Below are 18,668 nucleotides of genomic sequence, written 5' to 3'. Positions count from 1 at the left end.
GCACCCCCTAGGGGGTGCGGGGCCCTTCCCGTTCCCGTTGTGGCGCGCCCCCGTTCCGTTGTGGGCAATCGTTCCGCTGGGGCGGAACGGGTGGGCACAACGGAACGGCACCTTTGCGGGTGCCTCCGCTTCCGAGCCTGGACCCGCACCCTGAGAGCGCCGCACCAGTGCGCCAGGTTCAGGCACGGAAGCCTGGGCGCGGCCGAGCGCGCCGTCCCGTGTGCCCACCCGTTCCGCCCTAGCGGAACGTATGCCCACACGGAGAGAACGGCGGCACGGCGAAGGGCCAGGTGCCTGGAGTGATCCAGGTCCTGGCCCTTCGGCTGCCGACGGCTACGTGCTCAGCGCACGCTCAGGCGCCGCCTCAGTTGTCGTCCTCGTCGATCAGGAAGCCACGCATCGGCGCCGGCGCCTGCTGCATCGGCTGCGGCGCCTGCGGGCGGACCGGAGCCATCGGCTGGGTCATCGCGGGCGACATCTGCTGCTGACCGCCGTAGGACGGGGCACCACCCATGGACGGGCCGCCGCCCATCGGGCCGTTGCCGCCGTAGGACGGCGCGCTCGCACCGGCGGACGCCATGGACGGGGCCGGCGGCAGCGAGGCCGTGGCCGGGGTCCGCGGCGGGGCCAGCGAGTCGTCCGCCTGGGTCTCCAGCTGACGCAGCTGCGACTCCAGGTAGGACTTCAGGCGGGTCCGGTACTCGCGCTCGAAGCCGCGCAGGTCCTCGACCTTGCGCTCCAGCGTGGCGCGGGCGGACTCCAGGGAGCCCATCGCGACGCGGTGCTTCTCCTGCGCGTCCCGCTCAAGAGCGTCCGCCTTGGCGCGGGCGTCCCGCTCCAGGCCCTCGGCGCGCGAGCGCGCCTCGCCGACGATCTTGTTGGCCTCGGAGCGGGCCTCGGCGATCGCCTGGTCGGCGGTCTGCTGGGCCAGCGAGAGGACACGGGCGGCGCTGTCGCCACCGGGCTGCTGCGGCGGCTGCGGCTGCATCTGCTGCTGCGGGTGACCCATGGGGCCGCCCTGCATCGGGCCGGGACCCATCGGACCGCCCTGCATCGGGCCCGGACCCATGGGTCCGCCCTGCATGGGGCCGGCGGGAAGCTGAGGAGCACCGGAAGGCAGCTGCGGCGGGCCCATCTGCGGCGGCTGCTGCTGGACCGGCGGACCGGATATGGCGGCGGGCACGGGGGCGCCGGGACCGACGGGACGGTTGTCCTGCGGCTCCGGCGGCTTGCGCATGGCCTGCTGCTGGTTCTGCGCGGCCGCGCGCGTGGCGGCGGCCAGCTTGGCGCGCAGGTCCTCGTTCTCGCGGAGCAGGCGGGTCAGCTCGGCCTCGACCTCGTCGAGAAAGGCATCGACCTCGTCCTCGTCATAGCCTTCTCGAAGGCGGACGGTCGTGAACTGCTTGTTCCGCACGTCCTCGGGGGTCAGCGGCATCTCTTCTTCACCTCTACGTAGTCGTCGGCAGTCGGCAGGACCGTATCGTCCACACTCACCTCGCGAGGTTGTTCACGACGGAGATGAGGATGTAGACGATGATCATCAGAACGAAGAAGGACAGGTCGAGTGCCACGCCCCCGAGACGAAGCGGCGGGATGAGCCGCCGCAGAAGCTTGAGCGGTGGATCGGTGACAGTGTAGGTGGCCTCCAGAACGACCACCATCGCCTTACCGGGTTGCCATGAACGGGCGAACTGGAAGACGTAGTCCATGACCAGCCGGAAGATCAGGAAGACGAGGAAGCACATCAGCGCGATGTAGACCACCTGTAGTGCGACGCCCATCCCGCGGTTCCCTCTCCCCTGGCCCTCTGGCTCTCAGCTTGCTCTCCGGCCGCCTTCGCGGCCGGTCCGTCCGGTTCGTTTCTCAGCTCTGGTTGAAGAATCCGCCCTCTGCGATCCGGGCCTTGTCCTCCGCCGTGACATCGACGTTAGCAGGCGACAACAGGAACACCTTCTGCGTCACGCGCTCAATGCTGCCATGGAGCCCGAAGACGAGTCCGGCGGCAAAGTCGACAAGTCGCTTCGCGTCGGTGTCGTCCATCTCAGTGAGGTTCATGATCACCGGGGTGCCCTCACGGAAGTGTTCCCCGATGGTACGGGCCTCGTTGTAGGTCCGGGGGTGCAGCGTGGTGATGCGGTACGGCTCCCGCTCGGACACGACCTTGGGCATGATCACCGGTGCGTTCTTCTCCAGGCTCGGGCGTTCGGGTGTGATGGATGCCACGGGGGCAATTCGGGCCGGACGACCGCTTTCGGCGAGTACCGGGACAGAGTGGGCGACCGGTTCCCGGGGCGCGGGGGGCTGCACCACGCGCACCGGCTCCTCGCGCTCGATCTGGCGCGGAGGGGTGTGACGCCGCTCCCGCTCGGGCTCCGGTTCCAGCTCGGGCTCGAAGTCGTCGTCGGGGTCGAAGCCCCGGCCGTCGTACCCATCGTCCTCCACGAGACCGAGGTAGACCGCCATCTTGCGCATCGCGCCGGCCATGCTCCGATTCCTCCGCTCTGTGGTGGATCGGCCTCGTCACCAAGTGCCCGCGATCCACGGGCCACCCCGCCGTTCGCGGAATGACCATATTTTCTGCTGTGGTCCGACCTGCTTCGCGACGTTACCCGAGCTTCGGTCGCACACCGAGTACCGCCGTACCGACGCGTACGTGTGTCGCCCCGGCAGCGATGGCGTCCTCGAGGTCCGCACTCATGCCCGCTGACACCATGTTCGCAGCCGGACGGGTCGCGCGCAGGGCAGTCGACAAATCCATCAGCCGGTCGAAGGCGGCGCGTTGCCGCCCCGCGTACGCGCCGACGAGCGGGGCCACCGTCATCAGGCCGTCGAGCCGCAGCCCCGGCGCCGCGTCGAGCGCCGCGGCCAACTCCTCCACCCCGTCCGGCGCCACGCCCCCGCGGTCACCGCGCCCGCCGGCCTCGGCGTCGAGGGCGACCTGGATCAGGCAGCCGAGTTCGCGCCCGCCCTTCTCCGCGGCCGCGGAGAGGGAGGAGACGAGCTTGAGCCGGTCGACGGACTGCACCACATCGGCATAACCCACCACGGATCTGACCTTGTTGGTCTGCAACTGACCGACGAAGTGCCAGGCGAGATCGAGGTCGGCGCAGGCGGCCGCCTTGGGCGCCGCGTCCTGGTCGCGGTTCTCCGCCACGTTCCGCACGCCGAGGCTGTGCAGGATCCGCACGTCGCTCGCCGGGTAGGTCTTGGTGACCACGATGAGGGTCACGTCCTCGCGGGGGCGGCCGGCGGCGGCGCAGGCGGCCGCGATCCGCTCCTCCACCCGCGCGAGGTTCTCCGCGAGTTCGGCCTTACGGTCCGTCATGCCTCTTACCTGCCCAACCAGACATATCCCGCGAGTCGCCCTGTGGTGCGGTCGCGTCGGTACGAGTAGTGGTCCGGGGACTCCAGGGTGCAGACCCCGGCGTCCTCGACGTCGGTCACCCCGAGCCGGGCCAGCTGGGCCCGGACCCCGGCGGCGACGTCGACGGCCGGGGTGCCCCAGGAGGTCTCGGCGCGGGCGTCGGGTTCGACGGCCGCGACCTCGGCGCGCATCGCCTCGGGGACCTCGTAACAGCGTCCGCAGACGGCGGGGCCGGTGCGGGCGGTGATCCGGCCGGGCTCGGCGCCCAGCTCCGTCATCGCCGCGACGGCGGCGGGGACGACCCCGGCGATCATGCCGGGCCGTCCGGCGTGGGCGGCGGCGACGACGCCGGCGACCGGGTCGGCGAGGAGGACGGGGACGCAGTCCGCGGTGAGGACCGCGAGGCCGAGCCCCCGGCGGGTGGTGACGATCGCGTCGACGGCGGGGACGGCGGCGCCGTCTTCCCAGGGGCCGTCGACCACGGCGACCCCGGCGCCGTGGACCTGGTTCATCCAGACGACGTGACCGGGGTCGAGCCCGAGTTCGGCGGCGGCGCGGGCCCGGTTGGCGCGTACGGCCTCCGGGTCGTCGCCGACGGCGCCGCCGAGGTTGAGCTCCTCGTACGGAACGGCGCTCACCCCGCCCCACCGGTCGGTGAAGGCGAAGTGCGCGCCGTTCGTGGTGAAGCGGTGCCCTATCACTTCAGGAAGTCCGGCACGTCCAGCTCCTCGGCGGGGCTGTCCGCGTACGGGCGGGCCGGCGGGACGACCGGCGGGGCGGGCGGCAGCGGGGTCTCGCTGACGGCCGGGGCGGGCTCGGCCGGGGCGGGGGCGGGCTCCTCGCGGGGCGTCACCGTGCCGAGGCCGCCGAGCGGGCGGGACGCCTCGGCGATGCGGGGGGCCGGGGCCGGCTCCTCGCGCTTGGCGGAGACCGAACCGATGATGTTGTCCCGGCGGGCGGGCGGCTGGCCGCCGTCGAAGCCGGCCGCGATGACGGTGACCCGGACCTCGTCGCCGAGGGCGTCGTCGATGACGGCGCCGAAGATGATGTTGGCCTCCGGGTGGGCGGCCTCGCTGACCAGCTGCGCGGCCTCGTTGATCTCGAAGAGACCGAGGTCGCTGCCGCCGGAGATGGAGAGGAGCACACCGCGGGCGCCGTCGATGGACGCCTCCAGGAGCGGCGAGGAGATCGCCATCTCGGCCGCGGCCACCGCGCGGTCGTCGCCGCGGGCGGAACCGATGCCCATGAGGGCGGAACCGGCCTCGGACATGACCGACTTGACGTCGGCGAAGTCGAGGTTGATCAGACCCGGGGTGGTGATGAGGTCGGTGATGCCCTGGACGCCGCTGAGCAGGACCTGGTCGGCCGACTTGAAGGCGTCGAGGACCGAGACCTGGCGGTCCGAGATGGACAGCAGGCGGTCGTTCGGGATGACGATGAGGGTGTCGACCTCTTCGCGGAGCTCGGCGATGCCGTCCTCCGCCTGGTTGGCGCGCCGCCGGCCCTCGAAGGTGAACGGGCGGGTGACCACGCCGATGGTCAGGGCGCCGAGCGAGCGCGCGATGTTGGCGACGACGGGCGCGCCGCCGGTGCCGGTGCCGCCGCCCTCGCCGGCGGTGACGAAGACCATGTCGGCCCCCTTGAGGACCTCCTCGATCTCCTCGCGGTGGTCCTCGGCCGCCTTGCGGCCGACGGCCGGGTTGGCCCCGGCCCCGAGGCCGCGGGTCAGTTCACGGCCGACGTCGAGCTTGACGTCGGCGTCGCTCATCAACAACGCCTGTGCGTCGGTGTTGATGGCGATGAACTCGACGCCCTTGAGACCGACCTCGATCATTCGGTTGATGGCATTGACACCACCGCCGCCGACACCGATGACCTTGATGACTGCGAGGTAGTTCTGCGGTGCTGCCACGTCGAAGGCCTCTCGCCTCGAGTTACGTGTCGTCGTAGCGCGGTGGTTGGCGCGCCGCGACGACGGATGCCGATGGGGTGGTCCGTGCGCCGACCCCAACCCTAACGTTGAAGTTTAGGGTTACCAGTGTCCGTGTTCGCTGGACTCTCCGAACAGGACACTAAGTCGACAAGCGGCGCGCGTTCAACGAACACGCCGAACCTCCCGTTTTTCTTTTCACCCTATGTGATCACCCGTAGCGCTGGCCAACCAGGGTGCTGGCCAGCGCCGATGCGCGTCAACTCCCCGACGAGGCGGGCGCGCTGGGGGCACTTACGTCGAAGTGCCCCGCTTTGGGGGTCGCCTTCATGAGGGCGGTGAGCACCCGGGCCTTCGCGGGCCCGTGTTCGGCACTGCCCCAGAAGACGGTGCGATCCCGGGTCAGCTCCAGAGTGACGGAGTCGTACGAGGAGAGGCGCACGACACGAGTGTCCTTCGCGATCGCGTCCGGGAGTTCACTCCGTACGCGCACCGCTTCGGCCAGCAGGCGGTCGGCGTCGAAGCGCCGCAGGCTGGGTGAAGCGGCCACGTCGAGGACGAGCCGGGGCACTCCGCGGGGCGGGGTGGTGACGGTCGCGAACGGGACGGCCGCGGAGTCCACTTCGGTGAAAGACCCGCGCTTGTCCAGAAGGAGCACGGGTTTCCTTTCCGTCACCTGGATACCGATTCCGTGCGGCCAGGTGCGGAATACGTCGACCGAGCCGATACGGGGCAGTTTCTCCCGGAGCCGCGCCTCGATGGCGTCGGTGTCGACGGTGACGAGCGGGGCGCCGACCGGGACGGCGGCGACGGCCTCGACCTCGGGCACGGTGAGCACCGCCGTGCCCGAAGTCTTCACACGTTCCACACGGAACCAGGTCGAGCCGTAGAGGGCCCAGACCGTGCCGCCGGCGAGCAGGAGCAGGCCGACGGCGATCAGGGCGAGCTTGAGCCCGGTCGGCCGGAAGCGACCGCCCGGCCCTTCCGGCCGGGGCTGCCGGTCCGACGATCCGTGCCGCTTCTCGGTGCCGCTCTGCTCCGCGGTCGTCGGTCCGGCTGCCACGCGCGCCTCTTCCCTCGGTTCCCCGCTACGCCTGTCGGCGGGCGGCGATCGCCTCGTACACCATGCCGACGAGCAGGTCGTCGGCGTCCCGGCGGCCGAACTCGGAGGCGGCGCGGGACATCTCGTAGAGCCGGTGCGGATCGGCCAGTACGGGCAGGACGTTGGCCTGCACCCACTGCGGCGACAGCTCCGCGTCGTCGACGAGGAGTCCGCCGCCGGCCTTGACCACCGGCTGCGCGTTGAGCCGCTGTTCGCCGTTGCCGATGGGCAGCGGGACGTAGGCGGCGGGCAGTCCGACGGCGGAGAGCTCGGCGACGGTCATGGCGCCGGCGCGGCAGAGCATCATGTCGGCCGCGGCGTACGCGAGATCCATCCGGTCCACGTACGGTACCGGCACGTACGGCGGCATTCCGGGCATGTTGTCGACGCGCGGCAGTTCGTTCTTCGGGCCGACCGCGTGCAGGATCTGGATGCCGGAGCGCTGGAGCACGGGGGCGACCTGCTGGACGACCTCGTTGAGCCGGCGCGCGCCCTGGGAGCCGCCGGAGACCAGCAGCGTGGGCAGGTTGGGGTCGAGGCCGAAGGCGGCGCGCGCCTCGGGCCGGACCCGGGCCCGGTCGAGGGTGGCGATGGTGTGCCGCAGCGGGATGCCGATGTAACGGGCGTTGCGGAGCTTGGAGTCCGGGGTGGCGACGGCGACCCCGGCCGCGTACCGGGAGCCGATCTTGTTGGCCAGGCCGGGCCGGGCGTTGGCCTCGTGGACCACGATCGGCACGCCGAGGCGCTTGGCGGCCAGATAGCCGGGGAGCGCCACGTAACCGCCGAAGCCGACCACGCAGTCCGCCTTGGTGCGCTCCAGGATCTGCTCGGCGGCCTTGATGGTGCCGCGCAGGCGTCCGGGGACGGTGATCAGCTCGGGGGTGGGCTTGCGGGGCAGCGGTACGGCGGGGATGAGCGCCAACTCGTAGCCTCGCTCGGGCACGAGCCGGGTCTCCAGGCCCTTCTCCGTGCCCAGCGCCGTGATGCCCACGCTGGGGTCCTGCCTGCGCAGGGCGTCCGCGAGGGCGAGCGCCGGCTCGATGTGACCGGCGGTCCCCCCGCCGGCGAGTACGACATGCACCGAAATTCACCGCTCTCCGGACGGGCGCTTCTTGACGCGCCGTCGCATCGACTTCCATCTCACACCGACCCGCTTGCCCCATCCGGGGCGGCGCATGGCCAGGGCCGCTTTCGCGGCGGGTTCCTGTCGCGCGAAGGCGATCAGGAGCCCGACGGCGAACATGGTCGGCAGCAGGGCCGACCCCCCGTACGAGAACAGCGGGAGCGGGACGCCGGCGATCGGCAGCAGACCGAGCACCGCACCGATGTTGACCACGGCCTGGGCCGTGATCCAGGTGGTCACGCCTCCCGCGGCGAATCGTACGAAGGGGTCCTCCGTGCGTCCGGCCACGCGGATACCCGCATAGCCTAGGGCCGCGAACAGGGCGAGTACCGACAGCGTCCCCGCGAGGCCCAGTTCCTCACCGGCGACCGCGAAGATGAAGTCGGTGTGCGCTTCGGGCAGTTGGCCCCATTTTTCCACACTCGCGCCGAGCCCGGAACCGAACCATCCGCCCGAGGCCAGAGCATAGATTCCGTGCGCGGCCTGGAGGCACGGGGCCCCCTCGCCCCCCGGATCGGTGGCGCCGATGCACTGGAAGCGGCGCATCCGGTTGCCGCTGGTCCTGATGAGCAGCACGCCGATCGCACCGGCCACCGTGAGCACGCCCACGAAGAGCCGGGTGGGGGCGCCCGCCGTCCAGAGCAGGCCGAAGAGGATCGCGGTGAGGATGATGGCGGTGCCCATGTCGCCGCCGAGCATGATGAGCCCGAGCAGCATGAACGCCCCCGGCACCAGCGGCACGAGCATGTGCTTCCACTGGGTGAGGAGTTTCATGTCCTGTTTGCGGGCGAGCAGGTCGGCGCCCCACAGGATCAGCGCCAGTTTGCCGAACTCGCTGGGCTGGAGCATGAACGGGCCGCCCAGCGAGATCCAGTTCTGGTTGCCGCCGACGGAGTGCCCTATCCCCGGGATCTGGACCAGCACCATGAGGAAGACGGCGCCGACCAGGATCGGGTAGGCGAGCGCCCGGTGCAGCTTCACCGGCATCCGCGAGGCGACCAGCAGCAGCCCGGTGCCCAGGAGAGCCGCGAAGAACTGCTTCCGGAAGAAGTACGACGGCACCAGCTCGTAGCGGAGCGCCGTGATCATCGAGGCCGAATAGACCATCACCAGGCCGAGCGTGGTGATGAGCAGCCCCGCGCCGATGATCACGTAATACGCCGTGAGCGGCCGGTCCCAGGCCCGCTGCGCCCGCGTGTAGAGCCCGCGCACGCCCCCGCCCCGCGCCCGCGGGGTCGCTGGGGCCCGCCCTCCGCCCGGTCGGGCGGAGGGCCGGCGTGTCCCGGCGATCTTGCTCGGCATGGTCGCTGCCCCCTCCGGTCAGGCCCGGTACGGCCGGACCCTTCGCAGTGGTCGGGTCAGGCGTCCCCGGTGGCGGCGAGGGCGCGGACCGCGTCCGCGAACGCCTCGCCCCGCTTGTTGTAGTTGGTGAACATGTCCATCGAGGCGCAGGCCGGGGCCAGGAGCACCGTGTCCCCCGGGCGGGCGAGCCGGGCCGCCTCGCGGACCGCCTCGGACATCGCCCCAGTGTCGGTCCGGTCGAGGTCCACCACCGGGACCTCCGGGGCGTGTCGCGCCAGGGCATCCCGGATCAGCGCGCGGTCCGCGCCGATCAGGACGGCCCCGCGCAGCCGCTTCGCCGACTTCTCCACCAGCTCGTCGAAGGTGGCGCCCTTGGCGAGGCCGCCGGCGATCCAGACGATCGGGTCGTAGGCGGCCAACGAGGCTTCGGCGGCGTGGGTGTTGGTGGCCTTGGAGTCGTCGACGTACGTCACGCCCTCGACCTCCTCGACCAGTTCGATCCGGTGCGGGTCGGGGCGGAAGGCCCGCAGCCCGTCCCGTACGGCCTTCGCGTCGACGCCGAAGGCGCGGGCGAGGGCGGCGGCGGCGAGCGCGTTGGCGATGTTGTGCGGGGCCGGCGGCTGTACGTCGGCGACCTCGGCGAGCCCCTGGGCGTTCTTCTGCCGGTTCTCGACGAAGGCCCGGTCGACGAGGATGCCCTCGACCACGCCGAGCTGGGAGGGGCCGGGGGTGCCGAGGGTGAAGCCGATGGCACGGCAGCCCTCCTCGACGTCGGCCTCGCGGACCAGGTCCTCGGTGGCCGGGTCGGCGACGTTGTACACGCAGGCGACCTGGTTGCCCTCGTAGATCCGGCCCTTGTCGGCGGCGTACGCCTCCATCGAGCCGTGCCAGTCGAGGTGGTCGGGCGCCAGGTTGAGCACGGCGGCCGAGTGGGCGCGCACGGAGGGCGCCCAGTGCAGCTGGTAGCTGGACAGCTCCACGGCGAGGACGTCGTACGGCTCGTCGCCGAGGACGGCGTCGAGGAGCGAGACGCCGATGTTGCCGACGGCGGCGGTCCGCAGCCCGGCCGCCTCCAGGATGGAGGCGAGCATCCGGGTCGTGGTGGTCTTGCCGTTGGTGCCGGTGATCGCCAGCCACGGGGCCGCGTCAGGGCCCCTCAGCCGCCAGGCGAGCTCGACGTCGCCCCAGATCTCCACGCCCGCCTCGGCGGCGGCCGTGAAGAGCGGCTTGTCCGGCTGCCAGCCGGGGGTGGTGACGACCAGTTCGGTGCCGGCCGGCAGGGTCGCGCCGTCGCCGAGGCGGACGGTGATCCCCTCCCCCTCCAGTGCGGCGGCCTGCGTCCGGGAGCGCTCGTCGTCGCCGTCGTTGACGACGGTCACCACGGCGCCGCGGGCGGCCAGGGCCCGGGCGGCCGGGATGCCGGAGACCCCGAGACCCGCGACCGTGACCCGCTTGCCCTGCCAGTCCAGCTCTTCGCTCACTTGTCGGCTGCCCATCCCGCGTAGAAGAGGCCCAGGCCCACGATGACGCACATGCCCTGGATGATCCAGAACCGGACGACGACCAGGACCTCGGACCACCCCTTGAGCTCGAAGTGGTGCTGGAGGGGGGCCATCCGGAAGACGCGCTTGCCGGTCATCTTGAACGAGCCGACCTGGATGACCACGGACATGGTGATCAGCACGAACAGGCCGCCGAGCAGCGCGAGCAGCAGCTCCGTACGGGAGCAGATGGCGAGACCGGCGAGCGCGCCGCCGAGGGCGAGGGAGCCGGTGTCACCCATGAAGATCTTGGCGGGCGAGGTGTTCCACCACAGGAAGCCGAAGCAGGCTCCCATCAGCGCGGAGGCCACGACCGCGAGGTCGAGCGGGTCGCGGACCTCGAAGCAGGCGCTCGGGTTGGTGAGGGTCAGCGCGTTGGCGCAGGACTCCTGGAACTGCCACAGCCCGATGAAGGTGTAGGCGCCGAAGACCATCACGGAGGCGCCGGTGGCCAGGCCGTCCAGACCGTCCGTCAGGTTCACGCCGTTGGACATGGCCAGGATCATGAAGAGCGCCCAGACCACGAAGAGGACCGGGCCGATCGACCAGCCGAAGTCGGTGATGAAGGAGAGCTTCTCGGAGGCGGGGGTGAGCCCGCGCTGGTCCGCGAACTGGAGCGAGAGCACGGCGAAGGCGATGCCGACGATGAGCTGGCCGGCCATCTTCGCCTTGGCCCGCAGGCCCAGCGAACGCTGCTTGACGATCTTGATGTAGTCGTCGAGGAAGCCGACCAGGCCCATTCCGGCCATCAGGAAGAGGACCAGCAGGCCGGAGTACGAGACGGGCTCGCCGGTGATGACCTTGGCCAGCGCGTACGCGATGAGCGTCGCCAGGATGAAGGAGATGCCGCCCATGGTGGGCGTGCCCTTCTTCCCGGCGTGCCCGCGCGGGCCGTCGTCCCGGATGAACTGCCCGTATCCCTTGCGGGCGAGCAGCTTGATGAGCAGCGGGGTGCCGATCAGGGTCAGGAAGAGGCCGATGGCCCCCGCGAAGAGGATCTGCCTCATCGGCCCGATACCTCGCCCTCAGCGTCGAGCAGCGCGAGTGCGACCTGCTCGAGACCGACCGACCGGGAGGCCTTCACCAGGACCACGTCCCCCGGGCGCAGTTCCCTGCGCAACAGGTCCACAGCCGCCTGCGCGTCGGACACGTGCACCGACTCCTCACCCCACGAACCCTCGTTATAGGCGCCCAGTTGCAGCCAGGACGCTTCCCTGTCCCCGACCGCGACGAGCTTGCTGACGTTGAGCCGGACGGCGAGCCGTCCGACCGCGTCGTGCTCGGCGAGCGACGCGTCACCGAGCTCGGCCATCTTGCCGAGCACCGCCCACGTACGGGCCCCGCGGGCCTGTCCGGCCCGGCCCATGGCCGCGAGCGCGCGCAGGGCGGCTCGCATGGACTCGGGGTTCGCGTTGTAGGCGTCGTTGACGATCGTCACGCCGTCCGGACGCTCGGTGACCTCCATGCGCCAGCGCGACAGGGAGCCGGCCTCGGAGAGCGCGGTGGCGATCTCCTGGACAGGCATGCCCAGCTCGTGCGCGACGGCGGCCGCTGCGAGCGCGTTCGACACGTGGTGCTCACCGTACAGGCGCAAGGTCACGTCGCTGCACCCGGTGGGTGTGTGAAGCGTGAAAGAGGGGCGGCCGGTCTCGGTGAGGTGGACGTTCTCGGCGCGTACGGCCGCTTCGTCCGCTTCGCCGAAGAGGGTCACGCGGGCCTTGGTGCGGCTCGCCATCGCGCGGACGAGCGGGTCGTCGGCGTTGAGGACCGCCACGCCGCCGTCCTCGGCGGAGGGCAGGGACTCGACCAGCTCGCCCTTGGCCTCGGCGATCTGCTCGCGTCCGCCGAACTCGCCGATGTGGGCGCTGCCCACGTTGAGGACGAGCCCGATCCGGGGCGGGGTGAGCCCGGTCAGGTAGCGGATGTGGCCGATGCCGCGGGCGCCCATCTCCAGGACGAGGTGCCGGGTCTCCTCGGTCGCCCTGAGCGCGGTGAGCGGCAGGCCGATCTCGTTGTTGAGGGAGCCGGGCGTCCAGACGGTGGGCGCGTGGCGGTCGAGGACCTGGGCGATCAGGTCCTTGGTGGAGGTCTTGCCGGCCGAGCCGGTGAGGGCGACGACATCGGTGCCGAGCCGCTCGACGACCGCGCGGGCGAGGGCGCCCAGCGCGGACTGCACGTCGTCCACGACGATCGCGGGGACGCCGAGGGGGCGGACGGCGAGCACGGCCGCCGCGCCCGCCGCGACGGCGCGCTCCGCGTAGTCGTGGCCGTCGACGCGCTCCCCGGCGAAGGCGGCGAAGAGGCTGCCGGGCTTCACCTCGCGGGAGTCGATGACGACGGGCCCGGTGATCCGGGCGCCCGGATCCGGTATGTCGTGCGCCTGCCCGCCGACGATTTCGGCGATCTCGGCGAGGGAGAGGGCGATCACTGCTTCATCCCTGACTGTTCTGGTGACGGTGTTCGATCGCTTCGCGGAGGACCAGGCGGTCGTCGAAGGGACGGACCTGCCCGGCGATCTCCTGGCCCTGCTCGTGGCCCTTGCCGGCGATCAGGACGGTGTCGCCCGGCCTGGCGCGGGCGACGGCCGCGGCGACGGCGGCGGCCCGGTCGGGTTCGACCAGGACGTCTCCGCGTTCGGCCGCGGGCACCTCGGCGGCGCCCGCGAGCATGGCGGTGAGGATCGCGAGGGGGTCCTCGGAGCGGGGGTTGTCGGAGGTGAGGACGGCGGTGTCGGCGAGCCGGGCCGCGGCGGCGCCCATCGGGCCGCGCTTGGTGGTGTCCCGATCGCCGCCGCAGCCGATGACGATGTGCAGCCGGCCCTCGGTGACCTCGCGGAGCGAGCGCAGGACCGATTCGACGGCGTCGGTCTTGTGCGCGTAGTCGACGACGGCGAGGTACGGCTGTCCGGCGTCGACGCGCTCCAGCCGGCCGGGGACGCCGGGGACGGCGGCGACGCCGTCGGCGGCGGTCTTCGGGTCGAGCCCCGCGGTGGCGAGGGTCGCGATGGCGGCGAGGGTGTTGGCGACGTTGAACGGGCCGGGCAGCGGGGCGGTGGCGGAGATCCGCTCGCCCTCGGGGCCGACGGCCGTGAAGGTCGAGACGGCGGCGCCGAGGACGACGTCCTCGGCCCGCCAGTCGGCGTCGGCGCGGCCCTCGGCGGAGAAGGTGACGACCGGGACGGTCGCCTCCTTCGCGAGCCGGCGGCCGTACTCGTCGTCGGCGTTCACCACGCCGGTCCGGCTGCGCTCGGGGGTGAAGAGCATGGCCTTGGCCCGGAAGTAGTCCTCCATGTCGGAGTGGAACTCCATGTGCTCCGGGCTGAGGTTGTTGAAGACGGCGACGTCGAAGACGCAGCCGTCGACCCGGCCGAGCACGAGGGCGTGGCTGGAGACCTCCATGGCGACCGCCTCGACGCCCCGCTCGCGCATGACGGCGAAGAGGGCCTGGAGGTCGGTGGCCTCGGGGGTGGTGCGCTCCGACTTGATGCGCTCGTCGCCGATGCGCATCTCGACGGTGCCGACGAGGCCGGTGTGCTTGCCGGCTCCGCGCAGGCCGCCCTCGACGAGGTAGGCGGTGGTCGTCTTGCCGGACGTGCCGGTGATGCCGATCTGGAGGAGGTCCGCGCCGGGGCTGCCGTAGATCTCGGCGGCGAGTTCGCCCATCCGGCGGCGCGGGTCCTCGACGACGAGGACGGGCAGGCCGGTGGCGGCGGCGCGGTCGGCTCCGGTCGGGTCGGTGAGGACCGCGACGGCGCCGAGCCCCGCGGCCTGGGCGACGAAGTCGGCGCCGTGCAGGCGGGCGCCGGGCAGGGCCGCGTACACGTCACCGGGGCGCGCCGCCCGGGAGTCGTGGGTGATGCCCGAGACGGGGACGCCCTGTGCGGCGTCGGGGATCTCGGTGCCCAGCCGTGCCGCGAGCTCGCCCAGGGGTGTGGGGCGGGCCCGCTCCGGGCGGGGCGGGGTGGTTCGGGACTGATCAGCGTGTGGCACGGCGGTGAGCGTACCGGGCGCACCCTGGGGGGGACCAAACGAGCCGGGGGCGTCGCCGGAGTTCGATTTCCGGTTCCCGGAGTGGGGGGTGATCGTCGTCACTGGTGGTGCTCCCGGGGGTCACGGGGTGGGTTCGAAGGTGACCGGCAGGCGGGGTGACGCGTTGCCGGTGGGGGCCACGTGGAGGGTCTTGAGGGCGAACTCCATGACCTTCTTGTAGATGGGCCCGCAGATCTGGCCGCCGAAGTAGCTGCCCTTGGTGGGGTTCTGGATGGCGCAGTAGACGGTGACGCGCGGCTGGTCGGCGGGGGCGAAACCGGCGAAGGAGGCGGTGTAGCCCTTGTAGCGGCCGAGTTCGGGGTCGACGCGGTTGGCGGTGCCGGTCTTGCCGGCGACGCGGTAGCCGGGGATGGCGGCCTTGGTGCCGGTGCCCTCCCGGTCCTCGACGACGGATTCGAGCATCTGGGCGAGGGTCTTGGCGGTCCGCTCGCTGACGACCCTGCTCTCGGCGGGCTTGCCGGCGGGGGTGAAGCGCCCGTCGGGGCCCTTGGTGCCGCGGACGAGGGTGGGCGCGATCCGTACGCCTCCGTTGGCGATGGTCGAGTAGACGGAGGCGGCCTGGAGGGCGTTGACGGAGAGGCCCTGGCCGAAGGGGATCGTGTACTGCTGGGAGGTGGACCAGTTCTCGGGCTTGGCGAGGATGCCGGGGGTCTCGCCGGGGAAGCCGAGGCCGGTGGGGCTGCCGATGCCGAAGCGGCGGAGGTAGCCGTCGAGGACGCGGTTGGACTCGGCCTGGTCCTTGCCGAGCTGTCCGGTGGCGAGGATGGTGCCGATGTTGCTGGACTTGGCGAGGACGCCGTTGAGCGTCAGGTACCAGGTCGGGTGGTCGATGTCGTCCTTGAAGAGCCGGTCGCCGCGGTGGAGCCGGTTGGGCACGGTGACGTGGGTGTCGGGGGCGGCCTTGCCCTCCTCCAGGACGGCGGCCATGGACATGACCTTGCTGGTGGAGCCGGGCTCGTAGGCGTCCTGGAGGGCGGCGTTGCCCATGCTGGCGGCGTTGGCGGCGGAGAGGTCGTTGGGGTCGAAGCCGGGGGCGTTGGCCATGGCCAGGATCTCGCCGGTGCGGGTGTCCTGGACGATGACGTAGCCGCGGTCGGCCTTGGACTTGCCGACCTGTTCGCTGATGGCCTGCTGGGCGGCCCACTGGATGTCCCGGTCGATGGTGAGCTCGATGTCGGAGCCGGGGACGGCGGGGGTGCCCTGGGAGCCGGCGGTGGGGACCTGCCGGCCGCCGGAGGCGGTGAAGCGGATCTTGCCGTCCCGGCCGGCGAGTTCGGGGTCGAGCATGGACTCGATGCCGCCGGCGCCGCGGCCCTCGGCGTTGACGTAGCCCAGTATCCCGGCGCCGAGGTCGCCGTTCGGGTAGACCCGCTTGGTGCTGGGCTCGCTGAGGACGCCGCCGAGCAGGTTGACCCGGGTGCCGCCGGGCTCCTGCGCCTTCTGCCCGTAGACCTTCTTGAGGTCCTTGATCTGGTTCCAGACCTGCGGGGTCTGCTTGCGGGCGAGCAGGGTGTAGCGGGAGTCGGGCGTACGGAGCTTCTTCGCGAGCTCCGCCGGCTCCTTGCCCAGGATCGGGGCGAGGAGGGCGGCGGCCTGCTCGGGCGCGTCCTTGCGCTTGGACTCCTCGGGGGTGAAGAGCTTGGGGTCCGCGGTGATGTCGTAGGCGTCGACGCTGGAGGCCAGGGCGATGCCGTTGCGGTCGGTGATCTCGCCGCGCTCGGCGGAGAGCGTGTACTCCTGGTAGCGGTACGTGGCGGCCTTGGCGGCGTACGCGCTGGCGTCGACGGCCTGGACCTGGAGCAGCCGCACCACGAAGGCGAGCATGACGAGGGTGAGGCCGACGGAGATCAGGCGCAGCCGGGGCCGGGGGCTGCCGAGCTTGATGGTGCGGGGCTTGCGGGCCGGCGGCCGGGGCGCCGGGCGGCGGGCGGCCGGGCGCGGGGCGGGGCGGGAGGCGGGCCGGGGGGCGCGGGCGCCGGCGCGGGGTGCCGTGCCGGGTTTGGATCCAGTACCCGATGCGGATCCGGTCCCCCGGTTGGATCCAGTACCCGGTTTCGATCCGGCACCCCGGTTGGATCCAGTATCCGGTTTCGACCCCGTACCGGCTCTTCCGGCGCGGTCTCCGGCTCCCGCTCCGGCTCCTCCTCCGGAGGAGGAGCGGGGGCGGACGGGCCGGGCGGGGCCGGGCACGCGGCGGCGCGGGGGCTCCTTGGAGGGCACTGCTCGGTCACCTGCCGGAGGTCGTCGGGGCGGTCGGGGTGGTTCCGGTGGGGGTGGGCGTCGGGGTGGTGCCCGCGCCGGGCGCGGCGCTCCGCTCCGTACGGGAGGCAGCGGGGTCGCCCGTACGGGAGGGGGCGGGGTCGCCGGTACGGCTCGGGGCGCGGGACGGCGTGCGGGAGGGCTTCGGGGAGGCGGCGACGGTGGGCTCGCCGAGCACCTTGCCGTCGGGGCCGAGGAAGGCCGGGCTGCCGCCGGGGACCATGCCGAGCTCGCGGGCGCGGCGCTCCAGGGCGTCGGGGGCGGCGTTGGCGTCGACGTCCCGCTGGAGGGCCTGCTCCTCGTCGGTGAGCTCGGTGGTGCGGTCCTTGAGCTCGCGCAGTTCGAAGGAGCCCTGGTTGAGGGCGGAGTTCAGCAGCAGCAGCGTGATGAGGCCGCCGCCGAGGAGGAGCACGACGAGCAGGACGAAGGGGGTGCGGGCGGCCGAGCTCGGTCCGGACGGCATCAGCCGTCCGAGCCGCGCGGCCCTGCCTTTGAGGGGCCCCCTCGCCCCGCTCACAGCACGTCCTCCCGGATGCGCTCGACGCCCCGGAGCCGGGCGGGGGCGGCCCTGCGGTTCTCGGCGACCTCCTCCTCGGTGGGGAGTTCGGCGCCGCGGGTGAGGAGCTTGAGGCGGGGCTGGTACTTCTCGGGGACGACCGGCAGGCCGGGCGGGGCCGTGGTGGCCGCGCCGGCCGCGAAGACCTGCTTGACGAGCCGGTCCTCCAGGGAGTGGTACGAGAGGACGGCGACGCGGCCGCCGACGGCGAGCGCCTTCACGGCGGCCGGGATGGCCCGCTCCAGGACGCTCAGCTCGCCGTTGACCTCGATGCGCAGGGCCTGGAAGGTGCGCTTGGCGGGGTTGCCGCCGGTGCGCTTGGCGGCCTGCGGAAGGGCGTCGCGGATGAGCTCGACGAGCCGGGCGCTGTTGGTGAACGGCTCCTTGTCGCGCTCGCGGACGATGGCGGAGACGATCCGCTTGGCCTGCTTCTCCTCGCCGTACGCGCGCAGGATCCGGACAAGTTCGCCGGCCGGGTAGGTGTTGAGGACCTCGGCGGCGCTCATGCCGGTCGTCTGGTCCATCCGCATGTCGAGCGGGGCGTCCTGGGCGTAGGCGAAGCCGCGGTCGGCCTCGTCCAGTTGCATGGAGGAGACGCCGAGGTCGAAGAGGACCCCGTCGACCTTGTCGATGCCGAGCCGGTCGAGGACCTCGGGCAGTTCGTCGTAGACCGCGTGGACGAGGGTGGCGCGTTCCCCGTAGGGGGCAAGCCGCTCGCCGGAGAGGCGCAGCGCCTCCTTGTCGCGGTCGAGGGCGACGAGCCGGGCCTCGGGGAAGGACCGGAGCAGGGCCTCGCTGTGTCCGCCGAGACCCAGGGTGCAGTCGACGACGACCGCACCCGGGTGCTGGAGGGCAGGGGCCAACATGTCCAGGCACCGCTGGAGCATCACCGGGACGTGTCGGTCGTTGCTCAACGCACCCTCTCAGAACGGACACGGGGGTACGGAGGGCCGGGCTCCCACCCGCTCTGGGGGGTCGGACGCGGTCGTCGGGCGCCGGAGGGGCGCGTCGGCCGACCGGCGAGCGGGAGGGGCGAGCCGTGGGTACCGCCGCGCACACGGGGGAGAAACCGTTTCAAATCGCTCGATTGTCTCCATGGACTCCGCGTCACTCTAGTCCACGGACGGGGCCGGTCAATCAACCGGCTGGCGCGCCGCGCGGCGCCGGAGGCGGGCGCGGACATTCCGGGCGCTTCACTCGAACGGCGGTGCCCCGCGGCCCGGGCGAGGAGGTGGCCGAGCCGGGCGGTCGTGGCGGCCCGACCCTGTGGAGAATGGTTCCGCCACCTGCCCCAGCACACCTTTCGTCGCCGCGTAAGACGACAAAAACAGGCAATTCCCCTGCGGTTGTCCACAGCCGAGTGACACGGCCCGGCAAACCCAACAAGAATGCTCGGGTGACACCCCCCGACCATCCCGCCGGGGGCAGGTGTCCGTTTTCCT

General features: G+C 72.1%; 16 protein-coding genes. All 16 read right to left on the bottom strand.

The window, feature by feature from the left end; all coding sequences use genetic code 11:
- Nucleotides 1-364 precede the first annotated feature (364 nt).
- Entirely contained in the window at nucleotides 365-1,435 is a 1,071-nt protein-coding gene (locus ACIGHB_RS15080) for a DivIVA domain-containing protein (protein WP_360318784.1), read from the bottom strand.
- 55 nt (nucleotides 1,436-1,490) lie between these two features.
- On the bottom strand, nucleotides 1,491-1,781 hold the full coding sequence (locus tag ACIGHB_RS15075) for a YggT family protein (protein ID WP_360318781.1): 291 nt from the start codon (nucleotides 1,779-1,781) through the stop codon (nucleotides 1,491-1,493).
- Between the two features lie 82 nt (nucleotides 1,782-1,863).
- Nucleotides 1,864-2,484, bottom strand: a complete 621-nt coding sequence (locus ACIGHB_RS15070) for a cell division protein SepF (RefSeq protein WP_360318778.1) — start codon at nucleotides 2,482-2,484, stop codon at nucleotides 1,864-1,866.
- A 121-nt stretch (nucleotides 2,485-2,605) separates the two neighbouring features.
- Entirely contained in the window at nucleotides 2,606-3,325 is a 720-nt protein-coding gene (locus ACIGHB_RS15065) for a YggS family pyridoxal phosphate-dependent enzyme (protein ID WP_360318775.1), read from the bottom strand.
- A gap of 5 nt (nucleotides 3,326-3,330) precedes the next feature.
- On the bottom strand, nucleotides 3,331-4,065 hold the full coding sequence (gene pgeF / locus ACIGHB_RS15060; RefSeq protein ID WP_360318773.1) for a peptidoglycan editing factor PgeF: 735 nt from the start codon (nucleotides 4,063-4,065) through the stop codon (nucleotides 3,331-3,333).
- Nucleotides 4,062-5,276 carry a cell division protein FtsZ gene (ftsZ, locus tag ACIGHB_RS15055; RefSeq protein WP_360318770.1) on the bottom strand — a complete coding sequence of 405 codons (1,215 nt, stop codon included), beginning with the start codon at nucleotides 5,274-5,276 and terminating at the stop codon, nucleotides 4,062-4,064. The genes pgeF and ftsZ overlap by 4 nt, the downstream gene beginning before the upstream one ends.
- A 277-nt stretch (nucleotides 5,277-5,553) precedes the next feature.
- Nucleotides 5,554-6,357, bottom strand: coding sequence for a cell division protein FtsQ/DivIB (locus ACIGHB_RS15050; RefSeq protein WP_399913179.1), 804 nt, complete (start codon nucleotides 6,355-6,357; stop codon nucleotides 5,554-5,556).
- Between the two features lie 25 nt (nucleotides 6,358-6,382).
- Entirely contained in the window at nucleotides 6,383-7,477 is a 1,095-nt protein-coding gene (gene murG / locus ACIGHB_RS15045) for an undecaprenyldiphospho-muramoylpentapeptide beta-N-acetylglucosaminyltransferase (RefSeq protein WP_189850178.1), read from the bottom strand.
- A gap of 6 nt (nucleotides 7,478-7,483) precedes the next feature.
- Nucleotides 7,484-8,821 carry a putative lipid II flippase FtsW gene (gene ftsW, locus ACIGHB_RS15040; RefSeq protein WP_399913175.1) on the bottom strand — a complete coding sequence of 446 codons (1,338 nt, stop codon included), beginning with the start codon at nucleotides 8,819-8,821 and terminating at the stop codon, nucleotides 7,484-7,486.
- A 56-nt stretch (nucleotides 8,822-8,877) separates the two neighbouring features.
- Nucleotides 8,878-10,317 (bottom strand): UDP-N-acetylmuramoyl-L-alanine--D-glutamate ligase, encoded by a 1,440-nt coding sequence (gene murD, locus ACIGHB_RS15035; protein ID WP_399913172.1) that lies wholly within the window; start codon nucleotides 10,315-10,317, stop codon nucleotides 8,878-8,880.
- Entirely contained in the window at nucleotides 10,299-11,369 is a 1,071-nt protein-coding gene (gene mraY / locus ACIGHB_RS15030) for a phospho-N-acetylmuramoyl-pentapeptide-transferase (RefSeq protein WP_360318761.1), read from the bottom strand. Before mraY ends, murD begins: the two co-directional genes overlap by 19 nt.
- Nucleotides 11,366-12,790, bottom strand: a complete 1,425-nt coding sequence (gene murF / locus ACIGHB_RS15025; protein ID WP_360318759.1) for a UDP-N-acetylmuramoyl-tripeptide--D-alanyl-D-alanine ligase — start codon at nucleotides 12,788-12,790, stop codon at nucleotides 11,366-11,368. Before murF ends, mraY begins: the two co-directional genes overlap by 4 nt.
- Before the next feature lie 4 nt (nucleotides 12,791-12,794).
- The gene (locus ACIGHB_RS15020) at nucleotides 12,795-14,453 is read right to left on the bottom strand and encodes a UDP-N-acetylmuramoyl-L-alanyl-D-glutamate--2,6-diaminopimelate ligase (protein WP_399913166.1); all 1,659 of its coding nucleotides are present in this window, start codon (nucleotides 14,451-14,453) and stop codon (nucleotides 12,795-12,797) included.
- Nucleotides 14,454-14,471: 18 nt separating this feature from the next.
- A complete protein-coding gene (locus ACIGHB_RS15015) occupies nucleotides 14,472-16,631 on the bottom strand; it encodes a peptidoglycan D,D-transpeptidase FtsI family protein (protein WP_399913163.1) in 2,160 nt (719 codons plus the stop codon).
- 7 nt (nucleotides 16,632-16,638) lie between these two features.
- Nucleotides 16,639-17,133 (bottom strand): cell division protein FtsL, encoded by a 495-nt coding sequence (locus ACIGHB_RS15010; RefSeq protein ID WP_360313527.1) that lies wholly within the window; start codon nucleotides 17,131-17,133, stop codon nucleotides 16,639-16,641.
- Nucleotides 17,134-17,183: 50 nt separating this feature from the next.
- The gene (gene rsmH / locus ACIGHB_RS15005; protein ID WP_388870007.1) at nucleotides 17,184-18,140 is read right to left on the bottom strand and encodes a 16S rRNA (cytosine(1402)-N(4))-methyltransferase RsmH; all 957 of its coding nucleotides are present in this window, start codon (nucleotides 18,138-18,140) and stop codon (nucleotides 17,184-17,186) included.
- Nucleotides 18,141-18,668 lie beyond the last annotated feature (528 nt).

The organism is Streptomyces sp. NPDC085460 (genome assembly GCF_044541975.1).
GTDB lineage: Bacteria > Actinomycetota > Actinomycetes > Streptomycetales > Streptomycetaceae > Streptomyces.
This window is presented reverse-complemented; position numbering and strand designations above follow the sequence as displayed.